The sequence below is a fragment of the Streptomyces sp. NPDC048481 genome, from assembly GCF_043200075.1.
Taxonomy (GTDB): domain Bacteria; phylum Actinomycetota; class Actinomycetes; order Streptomycetales; family Streptomycetaceae; genus Streptomyces.
This window is the reverse complement of the sequence record NZ_JBICXC010000005.1, coordinates 231666-252458: the sequence shown is the minus strand read 5'-3', so window position 1 is coordinate 252458 and position 20793 is coordinate 231666. Positions and strand designations below refer to the sequence as shown.

Annotated in this window: 20 protein-coding genes and 1 tRNA gene; 17 read left to right on the top strand and 4 right to left on the bottom strand. The window is 68.8% G+C overall.

What is annotated here, in order from left to right; translation table 11 throughout:
* The first annotated feature begins 427 nt into the window (after positions 1 to 427).
* The gene (locus ACGFSH_RS18095) at positions 428 to 1285 is read left to right on the top strand and encodes a hypothetical protein (RefSeq protein ID WP_393349551.1); all 858 of its coding nucleotides are present in this window, start codon (positions 428 to 430) and stop codon (positions 1283 to 1285) included.
* A 618-nt stretch (positions 1286 to 1903) separates the two neighbouring features.
* On the opposite strand, the gene ACGFSH_RS18090 is transcribed toward ACGFSH_RS18095, so the two are convergent.
* Complete coding sequence (locus ACGFSH_RS18090) at positions 1904 to 2080, bottom strand: hypothetical protein (protein ID WP_393349549.1); 177 nt, start codon at positions 2078 to 2080, stop codon at positions 1904 to 1906.
* Positions 2081 to 2923: 843 nt separating this feature from the next.
* Here ACGFSH_RS18090 and ACGFSH_RS18085 point away from each other — a divergent pair.
* Positions 2924 to 3661: a hypothetical protein gene (locus tag ACGFSH_RS18085; protein WP_393349547.1), complete on the top strand. Its 738-nt coding sequence runs from the start codon at positions 2924 to 2926 to the stop codon at positions 3659 to 3661.
* 770 nt (positions 3662 to 4431) lie between these two features.
* Positions 4432 to 5502 carry an LPO_1073/Vpar_1526 family protein gene (locus tag ACGFSH_RS18080; protein ID WP_393349545.1) on the top strand — a complete coding sequence of 357 codons (1071 nt, stop codon included), beginning with the start codon at positions 4432 to 4434 and terminating at the stop codon, positions 5500 to 5502.
* Positions 5503 to 5566: 64 nt separating this feature from the next.
* Here ACGFSH_RS18080 and ACGFSH_RS18075 read toward each other — a convergent pair whose 3' ends face one another.
* Positions 5567 to 6232 carry a YdcF family protein gene (locus ACGFSH_RS18075; protein ID WP_393349543.1) on the bottom strand — a complete coding sequence of 222 codons (666 nt, stop codon included), beginning with the start codon at positions 6230 to 6232 and terminating at the stop codon, positions 5567 to 5569.
* Positions 6229 to 7029 carry a GntR family transcriptional regulator gene (locus tag ACGFSH_RS18070; protein WP_393349541.1) on the bottom strand — a complete coding sequence of 267 codons (801 nt, stop codon included), beginning with the start codon at positions 7027 to 7029 and terminating at the stop codon, positions 6229 to 6231. Before ACGFSH_RS18070 ends, ACGFSH_RS18075 begins: the two co-directional genes overlap by 4 nt.
* A gap of 450 nt (positions 7030 to 7479) precedes the next feature.
* Between ACGFSH_RS18070 and ACGFSH_RS18065 the strand changes: the two genes are divergently transcribed.
* From ACGFSH_RS18065 to ACGFSH_RS18000, 14 genes are all read left to right on the top strand, one after another.
* Positions 7480 to 7749, top strand: coding sequence for a DUF6284 family protein (locus ACGFSH_RS18065; protein ID WP_393349539.1), 270 nt, complete (start codon positions 7480 to 7482; stop codon positions 7747 to 7749).
* Positions 7746 to 8192: a Pycsar system effector family protein gene (locus tag ACGFSH_RS18060; protein WP_393349537.1), complete on the top strand. Its 447-nt coding sequence runs from the start codon at positions 7746 to 7748 to the stop codon at positions 8190 to 8192. Before ACGFSH_RS18065 ends, ACGFSH_RS18060 begins: the two co-directional genes overlap by 4 nt.
* Positions 8189 to 9328: a conjugal transfer protein gene (locus ACGFSH_RS18055; protein ID WP_393349535.1), complete on the top strand. Its 1140-nt coding sequence runs from the start codon at positions 8189 to 8191 to the stop codon at positions 9326 to 9328. Before ACGFSH_RS18060 ends, ACGFSH_RS18055 begins: the two co-directional genes overlap by 4 nt.
* Positions 9325 to 9942: a GGDEF domain-containing protein gene (locus tag ACGFSH_RS18050; protein WP_393349533.1), complete on the top strand. Its 618-nt coding sequence runs from the start codon at positions 9325 to 9327 to the stop codon at positions 9940 to 9942. Before ACGFSH_RS18055 ends, ACGFSH_RS18050 begins: the two co-directional genes overlap by 4 nt.
* Positions 9939 to 10280: an RRQRL motif-containing zinc-binding protein gene (locus ACGFSH_RS18045; protein WP_393349531.1), complete on the top strand. Its 342-nt coding sequence runs from the start codon at positions 9939 to 9941 to the stop codon at positions 10278 to 10280. The genes ACGFSH_RS18050 and ACGFSH_RS18045 overlap by 4 nt, the downstream gene beginning before the upstream one ends.
* 81 nt (positions 10281 to 10361) lie before the next feature.
* The gene (locus ACGFSH_RS18040; RefSeq protein ID WP_393349529.1) at positions 10362 to 11927 is read left to right on the top strand and encodes a hypothetical protein; all 1566 of its coding nucleotides are present in this window, start codon (positions 10362 to 10364) and stop codon (positions 11925 to 11927) included.
* Positions 11928 to 11929: 2 nt separating this feature from the next.
* Positions 11930 to 14056 carry a hypothetical protein gene (locus ACGFSH_RS18035; RefSeq protein ID WP_393349527.1) on the top strand — a complete coding sequence of 709 codons (2127 nt, stop codon included), beginning with the start codon at positions 11930 to 11932 and terminating at the stop codon, positions 14054 to 14056.
* Between the two features lie 233 nt (positions 14057 to 14289).
* Entirely contained in the window at positions 14290 to 14601 is a 312-nt protein-coding gene (locus tag ACGFSH_RS18030) for a hypothetical protein (protein WP_393349525.1), read from the top strand.
* 87 nt (positions 14602 to 14688) lie between these two features.
* Complete coding sequence (locus ACGFSH_RS18025) at positions 14689 to 15435, top strand: DNA methylase (protein WP_393349523.1); 747 nt, start codon at positions 14689 to 14691, stop codon at positions 15433 to 15435.
* Between the two features lie 5 nt (positions 15436 to 15440).
* Positions 15441 to 16274, top strand: a complete 834-nt coding sequence (locus tag ACGFSH_RS18020) for a bifunctional DNA primase/polymerase (RefSeq protein WP_393350046.1) — start codon at positions 15441 to 15443, stop codon at positions 16272 to 16274.
* Positions 16275 to 16276: 2 nt separating this feature from the next.
* Entirely contained in the window at positions 16277 to 17752 is a 1476-nt protein-coding gene (locus ACGFSH_RS18015; RefSeq protein ID WP_393350045.1) for an ATP-binding protein, read from the top strand.
* 432 nt (positions 17753 to 18184) lie between these two features.
* Complete coding sequence (locus ACGFSH_RS18010; RefSeq protein WP_393349522.1) at positions 18185 to 18385, top strand: helix-turn-helix domain-containing protein; 201 nt, start codon at positions 18185 to 18187, stop codon at positions 18383 to 18385.
* Positions 18385 to 19533 carry a tyrosine-type recombinase/integrase gene (locus ACGFSH_RS18005; protein ID WP_393349520.1) on the top strand — a complete coding sequence of 383 codons (1149 nt, stop codon included), beginning with the start codon at positions 18385 to 18387 and terminating at the stop codon, positions 19531 to 19533. The genes ACGFSH_RS18010 and ACGFSH_RS18005 overlap by 1 nt, the downstream gene beginning before the upstream one ends.
* 120 nt (positions 19534 to 19653) lie before the next feature.
* A complete protein-coding gene (locus ACGFSH_RS18000) occupies positions 19654 to 20568 on the top strand; it encodes a hypothetical protein (protein ID WP_393349518.1) in 915 nt (304 codons plus the stop codon).
* 127 nt (positions 20569 to 20695) lie between these two features.
* Here ACGFSH_RS18000 and ACGFSH_RS17995 read toward each other — a convergent pair.
* Positions 20696 to 20771 (bottom strand) — tRNA-Arg (locus ACGFSH_RS17995).
* Positions 20772 to 20793 lie beyond the last annotated feature (22 nt).

The following is a 20793-nucleotide window of genomic DNA, read 5'->3' as shown; positions in this document are numbered from 1 at the left end:
CGTCCTGAGAGGCAGCACGTGCGGAGCACCCAGTCCAACCCGCCCCACACCCCCACGGCTGGCACCTTCCCGACACCACCCCCACGCCAGAGGTCCACGTCGCATTCCGGCCGAGCGGGCGCGGTCCGGCGCGCCGGGCCGACGGCTCGGGGGCTTGAGGGCGTGGGGGCGTGGGGGCGTGCTGGAACGCGCCGCGGGGACTCACCTCCCGGGGCCGCGCACTACTTGACGTAACCTCAGTTGCGTTGTTCAGAAGGGCCGATGACACTCCAACAGACGGTCAGTCGATCGGAGGATCGCCCGGACAGGACGACCTGTCACACGCCTGTGACGTGGGGCCGACGGTTCCGGAACGCATGACCGAATAGCGTTGTTCGTGCTGGTCAGAGAGGCCGGCGGGTCAGAAGCCACATCGCCAGGAGCCGTCATGCGTACCGCACTCCGTACCGCCCTCGCCCTCGTCGCCCTCGTGGGTACGGCCACCGCTTCTGTCGCGACGGCCACTGCCGCCGGCGCAGCGACCGCGACCGCGTCCTCCACGGCCGGCACCTGTGTCGCCACCAAGACCGTCCCCTCCGTCTTCGGCGGCGGCTGGAAGGTCAAGCTGGTCAACAGTGCCGACCGCGGCGCGTCCGCCAGGCTCTTCGACGCGAGGGGACGCGTCGTCTCGACCGTGGACCAGAGCAGGAGCATCGACACGGCCCGGGGTCTGCGCATCACCGGAGTGCTCAGCGCCAAGCCCGTCTTCGGGCAGCGCAGCGAGGGCGGGCCCACCCCGTGGAAGTCCACCGCCTTCCCGGCGCTGTCCGCCGACTGCACGCAGTCCGGCAAGCTCGTGCGCACCCTGCGTCTCGACTCCCGGACGTCCGCGCAGATCTTCAAGGTCTCCGCCGGCCACTACCAGGCCCGCGTCCACCAGGGCGGCAGCCTGGTGCGGTTCATCGACGCGCACGGTCGCGCCGGAGCCGCCGTGTTCGGCAGCCGCACGCTCGTACTGAACCCCGACGGCACGACCGTCACCTGGACCGGCGCCAAGACCGCCGCCAACCCGCGTCTCGGCCGCTACAAGCTCGCCAACGGCGCCACGGTGAAGCTCGTCAAGCGATCCGGTGTCTACGGGGCGCAGCTCACCACCGGCCACGGCACGTTCCCCGTCGCATACGCCAAGGGCCGCCCGTCCGTCCAGCAGGACGACGTCACCCTGGTCGTCCTCGGCGCCGACGGCACCCTCAGCGCCTACATCTACGGCAGGACCCAGAAGGCCCCCCTCTACCTGGGCGCCTGAGCCACCAACGGCCCCTGACCCGCACGCCGACCCAGCTCACGTCCGCTCTCCGTCGGCCGGCTCCGACCAGCAAGCCCAAGGCAAGAATGAGGAGCTGGCCTGGTGGTCTCGTCACGATGGGACCGGAGGAGGATGGCGGCACCACTGATCCAATACGGCAGCCACTGCGGTTCCGCCGGCGAGGGTCCCGTTCGGTAGGCGTCCACTGCCCGAACGTCTACTGCCCGAAGGCCGGGCCATCGCCAAGCACGCCGAGCGACCATCCAGGCTTTGAGCGGTGCTGCCTGACCTCCTCGGGGCCCTCACCTCCTCGGACCGTCTTCCCCGGCGGACGCCGTGCAGCTCCGCGAGAGGAGTGCGCAGGGCGAGCTTGGGGATGTGGACTCCGTGGGGATGCCAGACAGGATTCGAACCTGCGACGCCCGCTCTAGGAGTTCGATCGCCGGGGCCTCACAGCACTCGGAATCACGGGTTGGGAGGCCGTCGTCGGCCGCTCGGGGCTGCTGGTGTACGCCTCCGTCCGGCGGCGTTGTGTCAGCCGTGGATGTCAGAGACCTTCTGATCCGTAGCTCTACAGAGATCGGTCGCCGCCCCACAGCCCTCCGATGTCGCGGACCGTCAGCAGGGTCCCTTGTCCTGGCCGGTTCCGCAGATCGGTCCGGGGTCTTTGTAGATGTAGGCCAGGAACAGTGCCCACGCAATCAGGGCGACAACGATGCCGATGCGCCACAGCCGTTCGTTGCGTCGCTTGGTCTTCTCGGGACGGTCAGGCTTGTACCGTTCTTCGCTGTTCACGTTCCCCCTGGTGTGTGCGATCGAGGCCTCGCGTTCGTGCACGCGGGAGTGCCCGGCCCCGGTTCCGTCCTGTGCGTCACCGTGTCAGGCGCGAGGTGCGCGCGGCCCCAGGGGCTGATCCGAAAAACACCGCCTTGCTCCCACGATGCGAACTACGGGCGGGGTGGTCGCTGAGGTCTGCACGGCTGGTCGGCCGTGCAGGTGCGGTCGGTGATGACCGACTGCGGTCGCGGTGGTTGCTGTACTTCGCTGCCGTACAACAGAGAGGCGGAGACAGGCGTCACTCCTCGTCTACCGGGGCTCACGCCGGGCGCCTGGGATGCCGGGCGGCGTTTGCACATCAGCGCTCACCTGGCCGCCGAGGGTCATCACGTTGAGGGTCGCAGGCGGAAAAGGCCCTGTGGGCGTGTCTGGTAAAGCACGACGTACTGGCTGTGTCTTCTGAGGCTCACGCCAAAGCGGGTGGCTGGGCGCTTGGTGCGCGGCGCTGCCCCCGGCCGGGCTGGAGCGAGGCTGAGACAGGAGCGCAGGCCCGGCCGGGGGCCACCGGGCCATCGCCGATCGGCTCGGAGCCATGATCCGCGAGGGTGGGGGAGCGGCCCCCTCCGGCTCAGGTCACTAGGTCTGCGAGGCGATGGCCCGGAAGGGGTGGGGCCCGCATCTCAAATCGGGTCAGGCGAAGGGCACTTCGCCAGTTCCCACTAGGCTCCCTGTGAACTTCAGCCTGGGCGCACGCCGGGGCTTCTTTTGCGGGTGCTCTCAGCCGGGGCACCGGGGGGTGGGCGAATGATGAATGCTTCTGAGGTCGGAAGACGGGTCGTTGCGGCGGCGGGTGTCTTGTCGGTGCTGGTGCTGGCCGGCGCGTGCGGTGCGGAGAGCGGGGACGATGCTGGGGGAAGTAGGAAGCCTGCGACCGCCGGGTCCACCTCGTCTGCGAGCTCGACGCCGCAGCAGGCATCCGGATCGCCCGCCTCCGAGGCCGGGAAGGGGCTCGACCAGAAGGGCCTCGACCGCCTAGCGCTGACCGCGCACGACGTCCCCGGCTATACCGTCAACACTGTCACGGGCCAGGGCAGCCCGGTGGACCACGACGTGCTCACGACCTACCGCGCCGTCACGCCCGCACCTTGCCGATCCGTCTACGCGGCCGCACAGCTGGGCGGCCTGCACGACTTCACGGCCCATGTCAGCCAGGATGTCGTGTCCGCCTCCGACGATCTCGGGCAGCACGCGAGTGTCGGCCTGACGTCCTACACCCTTGCCAACGCCCGCACGGTGATGACCGAACTGCGCGCAGCGCTTCCGAAGTGCGCCACCGCCGAGATGCGCCCGTCCGCTGCCCACCCAGGTGCTGGGCTGGGGTATTCCGGTACCCAGTCCCGGTCCGTTTCCGGTTACGGCGACGAGACACTCGCTTTCGACGCCACCCAGGTCGTCAACGGCGGGGGACCCAGCATCCCCGTCACCGTCCTGGTCGTCCGCCAGGACTCCACCATCGCCACCTTCTTGTCCCTCAACCCCATCCAGCCCCCGACCATCCCCCAGGACATCGTCGACGCGCAGCTGAAAAAGCTCGCCTGACCTCGTCGGGCGGGGGATGACGTACGCGCCGCGGTTCACAGCACACCTTCGGCTGGAGGATCCGGCCTCCACACAGCCGTAGTGGCACGCATGTGGCACGACCCCGAACACGACGAAGGGCCAGCCTGGGAGGAAACCCTCCTGAGCTGGCCCTTTCTCTGTGCCCCCGGCAGGATTCGAACCTGCGACACCCGCTTTAGGAGTTCTGACAGGCGTACTCCTGGAGGGACGCTTGCCCGCCCCGTCCGAGCCGCGCAGTGCGCGGACGTCTTCCGCAGGACAGCAACGTACGCTCACGTTGCCGTCAACGATTGCCGTCACACACTCTGAGGGCGGAGTACCTGACCAGCGGTGTGGCGATCCCCAGGCGCACGAGGGCTACCAGAACCTCCCTGGAGTGAGGGCCGGTTGCGCCATCACCGTCCACGGACTATGGAGCAATGGCAGACACGAGCCGGAGGAGTGCGTGACACTACGTCTGTGACTAGCTCTCAACGTCGTGCCCTCTGGACCACAACCGCGACGCTCGGAATAGCGCTCGTGGCCACCAGTATCTACCTGGGACTCGAAAAGGCAAGCATGCTAGGAGGGATCGTAGGGTCTCTTATTGGTTTGCTAGGAGCAGCTCTCGGAATTCATCAGATTCGAAGTTCGCAAGGTGTCAGAGCGGCAAATCCGGGGCAGATCCAGCGCAGTGGAAATAATTCGATAAACCTGCAAAGCGGAAACGATTTGACCATTGGAGATAATAATAAGTTTGGTGACTCGCCGTGAAGTGGAGCACTAAACGACAAACGTCGCGAGATAATAACCTCAACATCCAGGCTGGAGGGGATGTTCGCCTTGGCCTCGGATACCGCGAGGTGAAGGATATCTCTCAAGATACCGCGATGGAGGTGTTTGAGAAAAATTTCTACAGATTGAGTCAGGGTGCTTATGAGGTAGCCCGAGAGCGAGCTGAAGAGTTCACGCGTAATCTAGTTGAATCTATCCAGCAAAGAGCCCCTGATGCGCTTGGCCAATTTCAAGACCCTGGCACGCAGTCTGCCCTCTACTCTGCGCAGTCGGGGTACGCAAAGACGGGTGATTCCGACCTGGGGGAAGTGCTGATCGAGCTACTTATAGCTCGCATTAGTTCCGATGCGAGAGGCACTTCCCAATTGGCGTCTAGTTATGCAGTAACGGTGGCGGAAAATCTTTCGTCACATCACTTCGCGGTTCTGACGTGCTCCTTTGTGCTAAAACAAATTGCCTACACGGATGTCAGGTCAGTCGACGTACTTGCTCGTAACATCGAGCAGACTGTGGCACCATTTGTGGACGATCTTGAGGGGGCGGATCCTGCGGACTTGGACTATCTGACGGGCCTTGGATGCACGATTCTCACGGCCTCGTCACTGTCGGCAGGTGAGTGCGCCGGAATGAATTATCCAGGATTGTTCACTAGAGGGTTCTCATCAGGCGAGGTGCAGGACTCTGTGCGTCTGATCGGAACACCATTGGTGCGCCCTTTCGGCCCGGATTCTGACCGCTTCAAAATCAATGCGATTACGGAGTCTGAACTCGCAGAACTTGTGGGCAGGACGTATCTTCACGACATTGGAAAGATTGCTCTGGGGACTCTAAAAAACACCGTTCTGCAGGCTGGCGAGATTGAGCGCATGATCATGCAGAGTCGGCCCAGTCTCGGCGTAATTTTCAGGAGGTGTGCTGCTTTGGGGATCAATGGATACATCAACACTGCAATTGGGACGGCGATCGCGCATGCCAATATGCGTCGAGTGAATCCAGAATTTGACTTGCCGCTCGTCATGCTAGTTTCTAAGAAGCCGATGCTTTGAAATGTTTGCGATGGTGTCACTGTTCCCAGCGCACCCGCTTCGACACGGAGCGGCCCCTGCGCCGTCAGGCCTGATCTGCGGTTTCCGATGCGAGTCGGCTCGTGAAGCCGCTGTCTCGGAGCCGTTCGAACGCGTGCCGGACGTCGTCGGGAATCTCCTGCTCGATCATGAACCCCTGTCGGGGGTAGATCACGAGACGTTGCTGAGCGCCGACCATCATGTCGAGAACAAGGCGCGCGTCCCCGATCGAGTCGATGTATTCGGGGAGCGTCATCGAGGTGGACGCACACACCCACTCGACACCCGGCCACAGCTTCTGGGCCGTCGCGTACGAACGCCGTTCCTCGTATGGCTTGCTGACCAATAGGACAGACGAGACGGGTGCCTGTCGCTCTTCGAGGATCGCGCGTGAGAAGCGGATGTTGTCCCCGGTGTTCCGCGCGTTCGGCTCGACGAGGATGGCGTGCTCCGGAACCCCCAGCTCTACGGCACGGTCGCGGTAGTGCTCGGCTTCGCCGCGCGGCATCCGCTCCTGAGTCGTACGGCTGGTCGCTCCGGTGAAGACGACGAGCGGGAACAAGCCCTGGTGGTACAGCTCTGCCGTTGTGTCGGCCACCCCGAGGTCGTGACTGCCGAGACCGATCGCCACAGAGCATGGGCGGGGTTCATTGCCCATCTGCTGGAAGTCCCACAGTGTCTGAGCGTCCGCCCATGCCTGCGCCGAGATCACGTTCTCTCGCCCTCCACCAATGTCTTTGCCGAGTCGGGCACCTTGAAGTCATACGACCAAGCGAACCGTGTAGCCGCGTGTACCCCGATGGCGAACTCAACCACGGTCCCGTCAGCCGTGCGCGTGGTCCGGTGGAGCTCCACCACCCACTCACCCGGTGAGAGCTGGAGCAGCTGAGCCTCCTCGGCCGTGGGTACGCGCGCGAACAGTTCCTCGGTCATGTGGTCGATTTCGTATCCGGCGTCGTAGAGGACGCGGAACCCACCACCGCGCCCTGCCGGACCGGGCTCCGGGTTCACGATGCGGGTTCCTTCCACGTGTTCCGGCCGGTAGTAGCTCGTCAGGGTGTGGGTCGGCTGCGTGCCTTCCTTCACCAGGCGCGCCCGCGCGTACACGTCCGCTCCCTCGGGCAGGCCGTGAGCGGCGGCTACGACGGCCGGCGCCTTCACGCGGCTGACTGTCTGCGTCTGCTCGTTCCGGTCATACGAGCGCCCGGACGCCACACGGTCAGCGATGAACGCGACCTCGTCACCATCGCGCCACTTGGCCTTGTCATAGCGAGCGATGCCGAGGCGTTTGAGGGGTGTGTGCGGGCGTACGACGGTCCCGCGACCGCGCGTAGAGGTCACCAGACCCTCGGTCTCCAAGGCCTTGTAGGCCTGGTTAACCGTGGCCTTTGAGCCCTCTCCGGACTCGACCAACTCTCTGATCTGGGGCAATTGATCGCCCGGTGCGTACTCACCGTTTCTGATCTGCTCCGCGAGCCTGTCCGCCAGGTCGCGCCACTTGGGTGCCACGCCGAACTCCTCTCGATGGTCTCCAGTGAAGCACAGTCCTAGGACTGTTGACTGTCCTAGGACTGCGTGCCATTCTCATCTCAGGCCGCTCGCAGTCCTAGGACAGCGAGTCGAGGGGTTCTCTTTGGGTTCTCTTCGGTGGCTGGTCGGTTCGGGATTGCTCGAGCAGGTGGGGCCCCGCGTCGGTCGTTCCTTGAGAACTCAACAGCGTGCTTGGGAGGCCGTCCCTCCCCTGCCAGTAAGAGGACGGATGTGTACGGGTGCGTCCCGTACGCGACTGCACGACCAGCCTCCGCAGCGCTTCGCTGCGGCCGGTTGCCTCCGCTGCTCGTCTCGTACGAGCAGCGCTGAGGGGAGCCGGACATTCCGACTTCAACGGCGCGCGGCCCCGGTGCTCGAACACCGGGGCCGCTGTTCGGGCCGTTTCACCTGCTAGGGAGACCACGACCCATGGATCACATCGTCACTGTTCAGGACGCTGTTACGGCGTTCGCCGACTTCATGGAACCGACCAGTACTGAGCTGGCCGCGATCGAGCTGGAGTCCCCCGTCATCGCGGCGGAGGTCGACCTGCTCGACGCGCAGATCGCGACCCTTGACCGCCCCGTGAACGAGGTGGACGCCCGCCGGATCCGCCGGGCCCGTAACCGGGTGCTGGCGGCTCGTCGGGACCTGGCGAATGGCCCGGCCGGCGCGCTGCTGTCGGGGGGTGCGGCATGAGTGCCTCGTCGAAGCTGACGGCCGCGCACGCGGAGGTGAAGGCTGAGATCGCCCGGACCGACGCCAAGACGGCCCTGCTGCTCGCGTTCGTCGGCGCGGTCCTCGCCGGCACGTGGACCGTCGCCCGCGACCTCCCCCTGAACATCCCCGCCTGCATCGCGGGCGGTCTGGGGATGGCGCTGCTGGTCGGCGCGGCCGGCCTGCTGCTGCGGTCGGTGCGGCCGAACCTGCGCGGCCGGCACGGCTTCCCGCTGTGGGCCACGCTCACCGCCGAGGAGATCACCGCCACGGTCGACGGCGGCGACCTCGCCGCAGACGTCGCCGGGCTGTCCCGCCTGGCGGTCGCCAAGTTCACCAGCCTGCGCCGCGCGGTCGATCTGACCTGCGCGGGCGGGGCCCTACTCGTCGCGGCCGTCCTGCTCACCCTGGCGGGTGCGGCATGAGCGAGTCCCGCAAGCCTCTGACCAGTATTCAGATCGGGGTGTTGGCGGCCGCGTTCGTGCCGATGCTGGCCACGGGCGTGGTCGGCGGTATCGGCACCTATAGCAACATCGGCCACGCCTACGGCAAGGGCACCGCGCTCGGTGCGCTCGGTGCCGGTGAGGGCGCGACGGCCGTTCTCGCCCTGGTCCTGCTGGGCCTGACCATGCTGGGCCAATCCTCGCCGCGCATGGTGCGGGCGGGACTGTGGGTGCTGCCGGCGGCCGCCGCCGTCATGGGTGCGATGGCGGCCCCTGATCCGGGCCGCACGGTCGTCTATGCCCTGACCCCGATGGGCATGTCCGTCTCGGCCGAGGGCATGGCGTTCCTGGCCCGCCGCATCGTGGTGCACACCGACGGCCGCGATGCGGAGAACGAGCGCCGCACCGCCGATCTGGTGCAGGCGCTCGCCTACCACCGCGCCCGCGCCACCGCCCACCCGAGCGAGCGGGTCAAGAAGTGGTCCGAGCGCAAGTCGTGGAGGCTGGCCCGCAGGATCGGGGTCGGAGATGTGACGCTGGGATCGAGGCTGCTGGACGTCCAGCGCGGTCGGATCACCGACGGCGCGGACGCCGCCCTTGCCTCGATGTTCGGCGGCGTCATCCTGGCTCCCGCACTCGATTCCGCACCGACCCTGAATGCGGAGGAATCAGCCGAGACCGTGATGGAACGGTCTAGGGCTGAGCTGATGGAATCGACGTCGGATCCGGTGGTGACGCTGACCCGGCTGACCCTGCCCGATCCGGTCGCGGTCGACCTGGGCAAGTCGACTCTGGCACTCAAGCCGCTCCCCTCGATGGCCCCCGCTCCGGAGCTGATCGAGGCGGCCCCGATCCTGCCGGTTGTGCGTCCGGTAGCGGCTGAGTCGGCCCGGCCGGTGCGGGCGACGGGTCGGGTGCCGGACGCGGCGAAGTCACCGCGCGTGCGCCGCACCCCTGAGCAGCTTCTGAGTGAGGCGCGGAAGCTGACGGCCGAATGGCCGGACAAGCAGATCACGGGTGAGGGTCTGCGCCGGGCTCTGCGCACGTCCCCGGCCAATGCCCGCATGCTGCGTGACGCTCTGCTCGCCGAGCGGGCCGGTGGGGAGGTGGCGTCGTGAGTGCCCTCGCCGCCCTCTTACCGGCTGTGGGGCCTGTCGTCGGGTGGGCGGTACATGCCCGGTGGCTGCACGCCCGGCTGACCACGGCCCGGCGTGACCCGCTCACCGGCCTGTGGACGCGCGACGCGTTCACCCGGCGGGCCCGCCGCCTGCTGCGCGACCCGCGCGCGGTCGTCGTGCTGGCCGACGTCGACCACTTCAAGCAGATCAACGACCGCTTCGGCCACGCCGCTGGTGACGTCCTGCTCGCCACGGTCGCTGCCCGCCTGGCCCACGGCACCACGCCCGGCGGTGTGGTGGGGAGGCTCGGTGGGGACGAGTTCGCGGCCGTCATCGTCGACCGCGACGGCTCGGCCGCTGACCGCCTTCAGGTCCTCGCCCGCGTCCTCGCCCGGCCGGCCGACACCGCCCCCGAGGTGCACACCACGGTGTCTCTGGGTTGGGTGCGGGCCGCTGACCACCCGGGCGAGGATCTGTCGGCGCTGCTGCGGCGCGCTGATGAGGCCATGTACACGGCCAAGCGGTCCGGCCGTTCCGGGCCGCGCCGGGCCCGTCTGGGGCGGCTGCTGGAAACGGTCGCAGGACGCCGGCACGGACGGCGTGGTGCGGCATGAGCGCGCTGCCCGTCTTCCGCTGGCACCTGGCCCCGGACGGCTACGCCACCCGCCGCCAGCTCCGCGCCCGCGGCCTGCGGCCCGGCGGTCAGGACGTGGCCGCTCAGCTTGAACGCGCCCGGCGCCGGGGCCGCCCGCCGCTGGTCGCCTACCTGTACCGGATCGACCTGGCCAAACCCGTCCGGCCGATGACCTCGCGCAAGTGGGGTGCTCTGGCGCTGGCGATGCTCGCCCGGCGCACCTGCCCGCGCTGTGGGTTGGACGTCGGCTACTGCATCCCCACCTCGCACGGCATCTGCGGGATGTGCCTGGCCGCCGACGAACAGCGCGCCGCCTGAACCCTCAAACGTCAGCAGGCCCGACCGACAACTTCCTACGGCCCCGGTCGGGCCCTACTCCCCTTAAGGAGTGCGTTCAGCATGACGGAACTCAGCACCGAGCCGGTAGTAGTCCCGGCAGCACCGCCCCCGCCGCCCGACACCGCTCCCGTCCCCGTCAAGGGCAAGGAGGTTGGGGAGGTGGACCATACGTCCGGCGGGTGGCCCATTGTCCCGCTCGCCCTGTCCGGCGCGAACAGCACCGTCGGCGCGCTCGCCGCCGCCTCTCTCGCCGGCGGCCCGATCGCCGCGGCCGTCGCCGCAACCGGCATGGTCGTCCTCGGCACCGTCGCCGCCACCCGCTCCCGACAGCCGAGCCCGCGCCGCGAGGCCCGCCGCTCCGCCGCCCGCGCCGCTGGTCGTGCGGCGGCCCGCTCTGCGGGCCTGCGCAGCACGGGAACAGGCCGCGCCGGATTGGGCCGCGCCGGATCGGGCCGCGGTTCGGCCGGTGCGCGCGCCGGCGGATCCGGTGGACGGTTGGGCAAGGTGCCCGGCCAGCGCCGCCGCAGCACCGGCCCGACCGCCGACCGCGGCAGCACGGCCAGCAAAGCCACACGCCGCGCGTCCAAGCACACGGCAACCACGGGAAAGGCTGCGGATCGAATCCGGCAGGTCAAGGCGTTGCGGGCGGCGCAGCAGGCTGCGGCGGGCTCGCGGGCCGGGCAGCGGGCGCAGACCAACGGCGCGCGGCGCGCGGTCGCCGACGCCCGCCGCAACGCCAAAGCCGCAGCAAGCGCCACACGACTGAACAAGCGCGGGACAGGTGCCGGCCGCCTGCTCGGCGGTGCGGCCGGTAAGGCGCGAGCCGTGCGGGATACGGCGATCGCCAAGCACCGGGCCCGGCGCGACGCAGCGACCGGCGACAAGGTCGCCGCCCAGCGCGCGCAGGTGCGTAAGGCCCCGGCACGCCGGGCGGCGCGCAAGGCGTTGCTGCGCTCCGCGGCCCGTTTCCACGGCCGCCGCCTGCTGGCCGCGCTCCTCGCGCTGCCGGTCGGCCTGGTGGGCTGCGTGTCCACGTGGATCGGGCGCAGGTTCGGCATTCCCGCCCTGATGTACCCCGGCCGCCGCCTGTACCGGCGCATGGTCCGCACCGCCGCCGAGGAACGCGCGGCCCGTGACGAGGTCACGCGCCAGACCCTGCGGGAGCGGGAGGCCGCCGCCGATGCGGAGGCCGCGCAGGACGGTACCGACGGCCCTGGCGAGCAGGTGGAACGCCCGGCTTCAGACATCCCCAGCACATCCGGTGTGAGTGAAGGAGAGCACGTGTCCGGTTTCCGGTTCGAAGAGGCCGCTTCCGAGATGGAGCAGGCCGCCAATCAGTACGACCCCGAGAACGCCATGGAGATCCTCGCCATGGTCGAAGGCCTCCCGGCCGCGTTGACCAGTGTGGCGAACGTGATGAAGATCCTCGCCGAGCGCTCCGACTCGGAGTTTCCGCTGGAGAAGGAGGTGGCGGACGGCTTCAACGACATCTTCGGCGCGCTCATGAGTGCCGTGGCGGTCGCGGAGGACATGGGCCAGGTGTTCCGGCAGGCGCACGAGCAGGACATCGCCCGTCACGAGGACCCCCGCAACGGCCCCGAGGCCGAGAAGGGCTGGAACGTCTAACCATGACCAGCACCGCCACCGCCAAGAAGAAGAGCACCGCCAAGCAGGACGCGGGCAGTGGTCCGGTGCTGGACTGGGCGGCCGGTCACGGACCCGTGACCGGCGCTCTGTCCGCCACCACCGGAGCCTTCGCCGTCGCCACGACCGGTGCCGCCACCGGCATGCCGCCCGGCTGGGCGCTCGCCGTCGGTGTGGCCGGCGCGCTCGGTCACACCGTCGCTGGCCTGCGGGTGCGCAACGCCGGCCGTACTCTCGCCACCCGCGCCGCCTCCTGGCTGGTCGGCGCAGGCTGGACCACCTGGGCCATGGCCCACGGCCCCCTCACCTGGGCCGCCCTCGGATCCCTCGCCACCATCGGCGTCGGAATCGGCGCCGCCGCCCGCTCAAGCGCGCTGTATGAGGAGGCGCGCGAAGAGGAGGCCATCGCGGCCGAAGAGCGGGCGATCGCGCTGGAGTTGTCCGCGGAGCGGCGGGCGATCGCTCAGGCGTGGGTGGAGCGGATCCAGCGGATCTGCTCGATCTCCGTGCGCGTCCTCGCGGTCGAGATGTGGCCCACCGGCACCGGCTACTCCCTCGATCTGGAGCCGCAGGGCGGGATCACCTGGGACCGCATCGCGGGGTACTCCGTGCCCCTGTCCGGGGATGCCAAGCTGCCGCACGGCTGCACCGCCGCCGCATCCCCCGGCATCCACCAGGGCCGCACCATCCTGGACGTCACCACCGTCAACGTCCTCAAGGAGGACTGCCCCTACCCCAGCGAGTACGGGCCCCTGTCTGTGCTGACCGGCCTGCCGTGGGGGGTGCGGACCAACGGTGAAGCGGTCTCCGCCTACCTGCGCGAGCAGTGTGCGCTGGTCGTCGGCCCGACCGGATCGGGCAAGACAAACATGGTTCACACGATCCTGGCCGGGTTCGCCCGAGCCGAGGACGTCCTCACGTGGGTGATCGACCTCAATGCCGGCAGCGCCGGCCTGCCCTGGGTGTTGCCCGCGCTGAACGGGGAGATCGTGCGGGAGGACGGCAAGCCCGTCCGGCCCGGCGTCGACTGGCTCGCCTCCTCCCACGAGGAAGCCGTCCTGATGCTCGATGCCGCGCTGGCTGTCGGGCTGCACCGCAAGAAGGCGTATCAGAACCTACTGTCCAAGGCGAACACCGATCTGCTGCCGATCAGCGCGAAGATCCCGCAGATCCTGCTGGTCGTCGACGAGGGCGCGGAGATCCTGGTCAGCACTGACCGGCAGATGAAGGAACTCGCGAAGAAGATCCTGGAAGTCATCCGGATGCTGCGCGCCATGGGCATCCGCACCGTCCTCACCGCCCTCGGTGCCACCGGGTCGGTGCTGGGCAACCTGATGATCCGCCGGGAGGGCAAGGTCCGCGTCGCGCTCACCGGTGGTGAGACCGAGGGCATGGACCTGGGCAAGATGTTCCCCGGCCGCCGCGGGCTGCGCGTCGAGCAGGCCCCGTACATGGGGGCCGGGTTCATGGGCACGCCGGAGTCGCCGGCCGCGCTGTTCAAGGCGTGGCGGATCCTCCCGAACCAGATCCGGGAGATCACCGTCGCCACCTCCGACCGCCACCCCCGCCTCGACGACGTGTCCGCCAAGGCCGCCGGGCCCGCCTACGCCCGTCGCTGGGACGCGGAGCGCACCGCCTGGATGCTCGACCTCACCCCCACCGACGACGACCAGGCCGAGGACGGCCCGTCGGGGTCGGGTGGGTTGAACCTGTCCGCCCTGCGCGGCCAGAGCGGCGGGCAGGGCTCGCGCGAGGACGAGATGCTGCGCCGCTTCCGGGCCGAGATCGACGCCCAGTTCGGCACCGCCACCGACCCCCACACCACGACCGAGGGTGAGGGGCCGGACCGGCCGGCCGGGCTGAACCTCTCGGCGCTGCGGGGCGAGCAGGACAGCCCCGCGCAACAGGCGGCGCTCGCCGCGCTGCTCGCCGCCGGCCCCGAAGGCACGGGGGCGTCGGCGATCGCCCGAGCGCTGGCCGACGCCTACGGCACGACCCGTCAGACGGTCGTGGGGTGGCTGAAAGCGTGGCACGAGGACGGCACCGCCGTCCGCGTCGGCGAGGGCACCAAAGCCCGCTACGTCCACCGCTCCCACACGACCGGCGACTGAGCGCTTGTCGCTTGTCGCCCTCACCCCAGCACATGCCGCCTTCCGGGTCCTGAGGGCCCGGAAACGGCTTGTGACCTGGGAGGCGACAAGCGACAAGACAAGACAAGCGACAAGCCAGCCGACAAGCCGCACGACAAGAGAGACGACAAGCAACGCGACAAGCAACCCACCCGCCGCACGGGCCCGCGCCACCTTTCGGTGCGGGCCCGCGGCCCACCTTGAGGGAGCCTGAAATGCGCCAGCACACCCCGCCCGGCCAGATGGCCCCGCACATCCCCGCCGACGTCTTCCAGCGCGCACAAGCCACCGGACAGCCGGTCGTGTTCGTCGTCAACGAGCCGCCCGCGCACGGTGTCGAGTGGCGGCGGTTACTGCTGCCGTTCGCGATCGCCGGCGCGGCCGTCGCCGGCGGCTGGGGACTGGTCGCCGCCCTCTGCTTCCTGATGGACGCAGCCGCCCACACCTTCACCGTCATCGCCGGCGCGGCCGGGCCCATCGGCGTCGGTGGGATCACGCTCAAGCTCGCCCGCGGCAAGAACACCTAGCTACGCCAAGGGCGGCCCCCACTCCGCCAAGAACCGGGGCCGCCCTTGCCCAACCAGCCCACATAGACCTGTTGGAGGTCATCCAGCATGACGCAACCCACCCCCATCGGGCGAGTGCTCGCCTTACTCTCCCGGATCGAGCCCCTTCGGGTGCTGGACGCCTACTCGTGCATCGGGGGCGGTACCGAGGGCTACCGACGCGCCTTCAAGAACTGCCACATCACCGGCGTCGACAAGGAAGCCCAACCCGATTACTGCGGCGACGCCTTCCACCAGGGCGACGCGGTCGAGTACATCCGCGCCCACGGCCACGAGTTCGACTTCATCCACGCCTCCCCGCCGTGCCAGGGCGAGGGCGCCCCGACCAAGGGCACCAACGCCGCCCGCAACAAGGCGATCGGCCGGACCTATCCCCGGCTCATCGCCCCCACCCGCGCCGCCCTGGAGGCCACCGGTCGCCCGTACGTGATCGAGAACGTGCCCGGCTCCGAGGTCCGCAAGGACATCCGGCTGTGTGGGGAACAGTTCGGCCTGGCCGTGCTCATGCACCGCTACTTCGAGTTGGGCGGCTGGACCACCGTCCAGCCGGCCCACCCCCGCCACCGGGGATACGTGCGCGGCTACCGCCACGGCGTGTGGCGAGACGGCCCTTACGTTGCCGCCTACGGCAACGGCGGAGGCAAGGCCACTGTCGCCGAGATCCGCGGGGCAAAGCGGATCGACTGGTCCACCGATCACCTTCGGCTGCGCGAGGCGCTCCCGCCCGCGTACACCGAATGGATCGGCCGCGCCTTCCTCGCCGCCCACGCCCCAGTTCTGGGGGTCGCCGCGTGACCACCATGACGACCCTGCTCGACACCGCCCTCGCCCTGGCCGCGAACCGCATCCCGGTCCTGCCCCTGCGGCCGGGAAAGGTGCCGTTCGCCAACTGCCGCCGCTGCACGGACAACGCCTGCGGCGGCCGACCCAACATGAAGACCGCCGGGCCGTGCGCCTGCCCCGGCCCCTGCCACGCCTGGGCCGCCGCCACCACCGACCCGGACATCATCCGGTCCGGCGTCTGGCGGCGCGCCTGGCTGCGGGCCAGCGCGGTCGCCTACCATCCCGGCGGAGCCCACCTCACAGTCGTCGACCTGGACGACGCCACCGCCGTGGCATGGGCGCGCGAAACCCTGCCGGCCACACAGGTCGTAACGACCACGCGCGGAGAGCACTGGATCTACCTCGGAGCGATGCCCTCCGCCAACGGGGTCCGGTCCGGCGTCGACATCAAATCCACCATGGCCTACGCCCGCTACCTCGGCCCCGGCACCGGCACCATGACCGCCCTGCCGGACGCGGTCCGCGCACTGGCCGTGAAAGAACCGCCTGCCGTCCGTCCGGTACCCCGTTCCGTCTCCGTGCCGGCCCCGGCCGGGCAGTGCCCGCACCGCTCGCCCGTCTACCTCGAGCGGGGCATCGCCATGGCGGAGCAGCGCATCACCGCCGCCCGCGCCGGGATCCACGCCACCGTCTACGGGTCGTTCCTCGCGGTGCTGTCGACGCACGGCCGGTGCGGCTGCCTGACCGATGCCCACGTCGCCCGGTTGTTCGCCGCCGCGCAGGCCAAGGGCGAGAGCGCCCGGCACTGCGCGGACGCGTGGACCAACGCCCTGACCACGTTGGGACTGTGACCGTGTCCGACGAGGAGAAGAACCCCGCCCGGAAGGTCATCACCGACTACGCGCAGTCCCACTTCCGGTACTTCCGCACCGTGGACGGGACCGTGTACGCGCAGCGGACCGGCCACCCCGTGGCCCGCCCGATCCGCTCCCAGGGCACGACCGGGAGCCACCGCCAGGAACTCATGGTCGGCCTCTTCCGCGACGGGGTCGGCGTCTTCAACGGAACCGCCCTCAAGGAGGCGTTGGACTTGATCGAGGCACTCGCCCTCACCGAGAAGGTGCAGCCCACCCACATCCGTGTCGCCCCCGGTTTCGACGGGGCCACCTGGCTCGACCTCGGCCGCGACGACGGCCAATCGGTCCGTATCCACCCCACCGGCTGGGACATCCGCGTGCCCGACCCTGAAGAGGTGTGCTGGCGGCGCACCCAGCTCACCGGGGAACTGCCCCTGCCCGCCAAGGACACCAACGGCAAGGGCATCGACCTGCTGATGCGGCTGTGCAACTTCGCCGACGCCCAGACCGAGGCCCTGGCCCTCGCGTGGCTCATCGGCTGCCTGGAGCCGTCCGCGCCCGTCCCCGCCCCGTTCCTGACCGGCCCGCAGGGTGCCGGCAAGTCGACCGGCGGGCGGATGCTCGTGCGGATCATCGAGGGCATGACCGGCGACCTGCGCCGGGCCCCCAAAGACGAGGAGAACATGATCACAGCGGTCGCGGCCGGATGGATCACCGCCCTGGACAACCTCTCCCACCTGCCCCCGGACCTGTCCGACCTCATGTGCTGCATCATCACCGGAGCCGAGAGCATCAAGCGCGCCCTGTTCACCGACGGCGACGTCGTCCGCTCCCGCTACCGCCGCCCCATGCTCCTGACCGGCATCGACGTCGGCGTCATCCGCCCCGACCTCGCCGAACGGCTCCTCACCCTGCGCCTGGAACGCCCACGCGTGCGACGCACCGAAGCAGAGCTGTGGGCGGAGTACGCCGAGATCCTGCCCGTCGTCCTCGGCTCCCTGCTCGACCTGACCGTCAAGGTCCGCGCAGCACAGGCCGAGACCCCTACCGATCTGCGCATGGCCGACTTCGCCCACCTGTGCGCCCAGCTCGACACCGCCACCGGCTTCGGGACGCTGGAGGCATACCGGGCCAGCCTGGACGACCTCAACGACGACGTCATTGAGGGTGACCTCCTGGCGCAGACGGTCCTCAAGCACGCCGCCGAACTCACCCCGGGCGCGGAAGTGCGGATGACGTCGGCGGAGTGGCTGCACGCCCTGACCGCCCTCTACAGCGGCGAGGACTGCCGCCCCCTGCCCAAGGGATGGCCCACCACCGGCAAGGTCCTCTCCGACCGGCTGCGACGCATCCAGCCCACCCTGGCCGCGCGCGGCGTACTGGTCGACTGGGGCCGCACCAGCGCCGCCCGCTACATCGAACTCAGCCGCCAGCCCCCGCCCCCGCCGCCCGAGCAGCAGACCGCGTTCTGACCGCCCGCCCGGACAAGCAAGAGGAGCACGCCCCGCCGGGGGTGCTCCTCTTGCCGTTCGGCGGCGACAGCCGCCCTGCACGGGTCGCGCCGCGAAGCGGCCCGTTCTTCAAGCCCTGAGCGGGCGTAAAGACCAACAGACACCACCCCTTCTTTTTCCTAAGTAGGGAAGATCTGCGTCACTGCGTCACCCCAGGCCCGACAGACGGCCGCTGACCTGCGGCGACAGCGGTGACGCAGACGGCGAATCCTGCGTCATCTCGCGTCATCAGCGTCACCCCGTGACGAGCGCCGGCGTCATCGGTGACGCAGCCCCCGACCTGCTGCGTCACCGGAAACCGCAGGTCAGGAGCCTGATTGACGCAGGTGACGCGATGACGCAGGAATCCCAGCTTCGGACAGCACAGACCATCCCGCCCCGAGGAGATCTCGCGTGAGCATCGCCGCGCCCCCGCCCCCTCAAGCGCTCACAGTTCCCGAGGTCATGACCGCTCTGCGCCTGAGCCGCAGCAAGGTCTACGACCTCATCCGATCGCGCCAATTGGCGAGCTTCACCATCGGTCGCGCCCGCCGTGTAGCCCCCGACAGCGTCCGCGCCTTCATGCAGGAACGAATCGAGGAGAACGCAGCCTGATGGCACCCCGTAAGAGGAACCCCAATGGCGCTGGCAGCATCTGGCAGCGTAAGGACGGACGTTACGAAGCCCGCGTCTATGTGCCACAGCCGGACGGCACCCGTAAGCGCAAAACGGTCTACGGCACCACGTGGGAGGAGTGCGACACCAAGCGCCAGGAATTGGTCCTCCGCGACCGCCAAGGCATCCCGACGCCCACCCGGTCCGCGAAGCTCTCCGAGTGGCTTCCGTACTGGCTGAAGCACTACGTCGAACCGCGCCGCAAGCTGAGCACCTACGACAAGTACGAAGTGCAGGTCCGGCTCTATCTCCTGCCCCTCCTGGGCACACGGCGGCTGGAGTCGCTGAGCGTAGCGGACGTGCGCCGCTTCATCACCCGCGTGCAGAACGCCCACACGGCCGCGACCGCGAAGGAGGCGCACCGGGTGCTGCGCACGGCGCTTACGGCCGCCGTGCGCGAGGAACTGATCACGCGGAACGTGGCATCGCTGGTGGAGCCGCCGCGCGTCAAGCAGCGGGAAATCCGCCCATGGTCGCTGGAGGAGACGCTCGGCTTCCTGGAAGCCGCGCGCAGCGATCCGCTGTACGCGGCATTCGTGCTGGCGATCGCCATGGGACTGCGGCGCGGCGAGCTGGGGGGGCTGCGCTGGTCGGACGTGGACCTGGACAACCGCGTCGTGCACGTCCGCCAACAGACCCAGCGCCGCAGGGGAACGCTGTACGACGACGATCCCAAGAGCCGCCGCATTCGCGTCGTGCCGATGCCCGCCCTGTGCCTCGCCCCCCTGCGGTGGCACCGGCTGCGGCAGCGAGAGACGTTCGCGCGTACGGGCGTCGCTTGGTCCGATTCCGGCTACGTCTTCGCCACGCGGAACGGCCGGCCGGTGGAGCCGCGGAACGTCTACCGGTCCTTCACGCGGGTCGCGGCTGACGCGGGGCTGCGGGTGGTCCGGCTGCACGACGCGCGGCACGGCTGCGCCACGCTGCTGACGGCGGCTGGCGTTGCGCCGCGAGTCATCATGGAGATCCTCGGGCACAGCCAGATCAGCATCACGATGGACGTGTACACGCACGTCGTGCACGACACGCAGCGGGAGGCGATCAGCCACATGGACCGGCTGCTGAAACGGCGTTCACCAGTCACCTGATATCGGAGATGCGACCGTTGGGTAGGCATTGGGTACTGGCCTGCCCAGCGGAGCCCCACGGTACGGATATTTGACTGACGGGCGGACGGTTCCACAGCCGGGGTGGCAGGCTATCGAACCATGTCCCAAGGTGAACGGCCTGAGCCGCCGCGCTTCGCAAAGCTGTCCGGTCCCTTCGTCGCCTCAAGCGCGGCAGCGGCGGTCGCATTCGGCACGGTGGCCGGCTCAGTGGACGGGGCTCCGCTGACGCAACAGTGGTCTTTCTGGCTGTCCGTCGGCTTTGGAATCCTGGCTTCGTTCCTTGTCGTCCTTGCGGTGACAGAGTCGCTCACGAGAGCGCGGCGCGAGGAACAACGTGAAGTAGCCGCCAGCCAGGAGCGGCTTGTTCGGGCCGAGGGGCACTTCGTGAACGCCCTGAACGTACAGGCGGGTTCCTCACTGTTTCAGGAAGCCTTCCTCGATAATCTGCAACTGCCCCCACAGGGTCGGGACGATGACGGCGGCTTGCTTGACCCCGTCGACGAAGACATCATCGAGGTACCGAAACCCCGTTCTGCGGATGCGTCCCTACTCACCCTTTCGGCGCTGTGGGAGACCACGCACGCGCGGTTGAAGCTGTACCACGACGTTGCTCTTGGCCAAGCGAACCGCTCCTTCCGGAGTGCCCAGCGGGCCATGTGGATTGGCTTCATCGCCTTGGCCGGCTTTGTCGCAGTGGCTCTCGAAGCCAGCACCACGACTGGAAGCATCGTGGCGGGAGGCCTAGGAGCAGTGGCAGCCGGGCTTGCAGGTTTCATCGGACGGACCTTCGTCCGTTCACAGGAGACTGCCGCAGAGCACCTGCGTTCCTACTTCGACCAGCCTCTAGAGCTATCCCGCTACCTGGCAGCGGAACGATTGGTCGCTGATGCGGGCCTGTCGGCTGAACAGCGTGCCGAAATCTTGACCACTCTAGTCACTGCGATGGTCTCGACTCCGCAATCACCTGTGGATACGCAGGTACAGCCTGGAGCCGCATCAACGCGGGAAGGGTGAGGTGCCAGACCGAGGCATGGGGCAAGGGCGCGTAGGTGATCTCAACCCGAGGCCCCTGTCAGACGCCACTGCCGTCAAACGATGCCGTCAAAGGCCCCGGACCATGATCGGTCCGGGGCCTTTTGCCTGGTGCCCCCGGCAGGATTCGAACCTGCGACACCCGCTTTAGGAGAGCGGTGCTCTATCCCCTGAGCTACGAAGGCGGGGTTGTGGCCCTGTGGGTCA

Excerpts from the sequence above, each read along its gene's own strand:
- ACGFSH_RS18000 (WP_393349518.1), top strand. The coding sequence starts at position 19,654 with ATGTCCCAAGGTGAACGGCCTGAGCCGCCGCGCTTCGCAAAGCTGTCC.
- ACGFSH_RS18025 (WP_393349523.1), top strand. The coding sequence starts at position 14,689 with ATGACGCAACCCACCCCCATCGGGCGAGTGCTCGCCTTACTCTCCCGG.
- ACGFSH_RS18030 (WP_393349525.1), top strand. The coding sequence starts at position 14,290 with ATGCGCCAGCACACCCCGCCCGGCCAGATGGCCCCGCACATCCCCGCC.
- ACGFSH_RS18065 (WP_393349539.1), top strand. The coding sequence starts at position 7,480 with ATGGATCACATCGTCACTGTTCAGGACGCTGTTACGGCGTTCGCCGAC.
- ACGFSH_RS18040 (WP_393349529.1), top strand. The coding sequence starts at position 10,362 with ATGACGGAACTCAGCACCGAGCCGGTAGTAGTCCCGGCAGCACCGCCC.
- ACGFSH_RS18095 (WP_393349551.1), top strand. The coding sequence starts at position 428 with ATGCGTACCGCACTCCGTACCGCCCTCGCCCTCGTCGCCCTCGTGGGT.
- ACGFSH_RS18005 (WP_393349520.1), top strand. The coding sequence starts at position 18,385 with ATGGCACCCCGTAAGAGGAACCCCAATGGCGCTGGCAGCATCTGGCAG.
- ACGFSH_RS18060 (WP_393349537.1), top strand. The coding sequence starts at position 7,746 with ATGAGTGCCTCGTCGAAGCTGACGGCCGCGCACGCGGAGGTGAAGGCT.
- ACGFSH_RS18035 (WP_393349527.1), top strand. The coding sequence starts at position 11,930 with ATGACCAGCACCGCCACCGCCAAGAAGAAGAGCACCGCCAAGCAGGAC.
- ACGFSH_RS18055 (WP_393349535.1), top strand. The coding sequence starts at position 8,189 with ATGAGCGAGTCCCGCAAGCCTCTGACCAGTATTCAGATCGGGGTGTTG.
- ACGFSH_RS18020 (WP_393350046.1), top strand. The coding sequence starts at position 15,441 with ATGACGACCCTGCTCGACACCGCCCTCGCCCTGGCCGCGAACCGCATC.
- ACGFSH_RS18045 (WP_393349531.1), top strand. The coding sequence starts at position 9,939 with ATGAGCGCGCTGCCCGTCTTCCGCTGGCACCTGGCCCCGGACGGCTAC.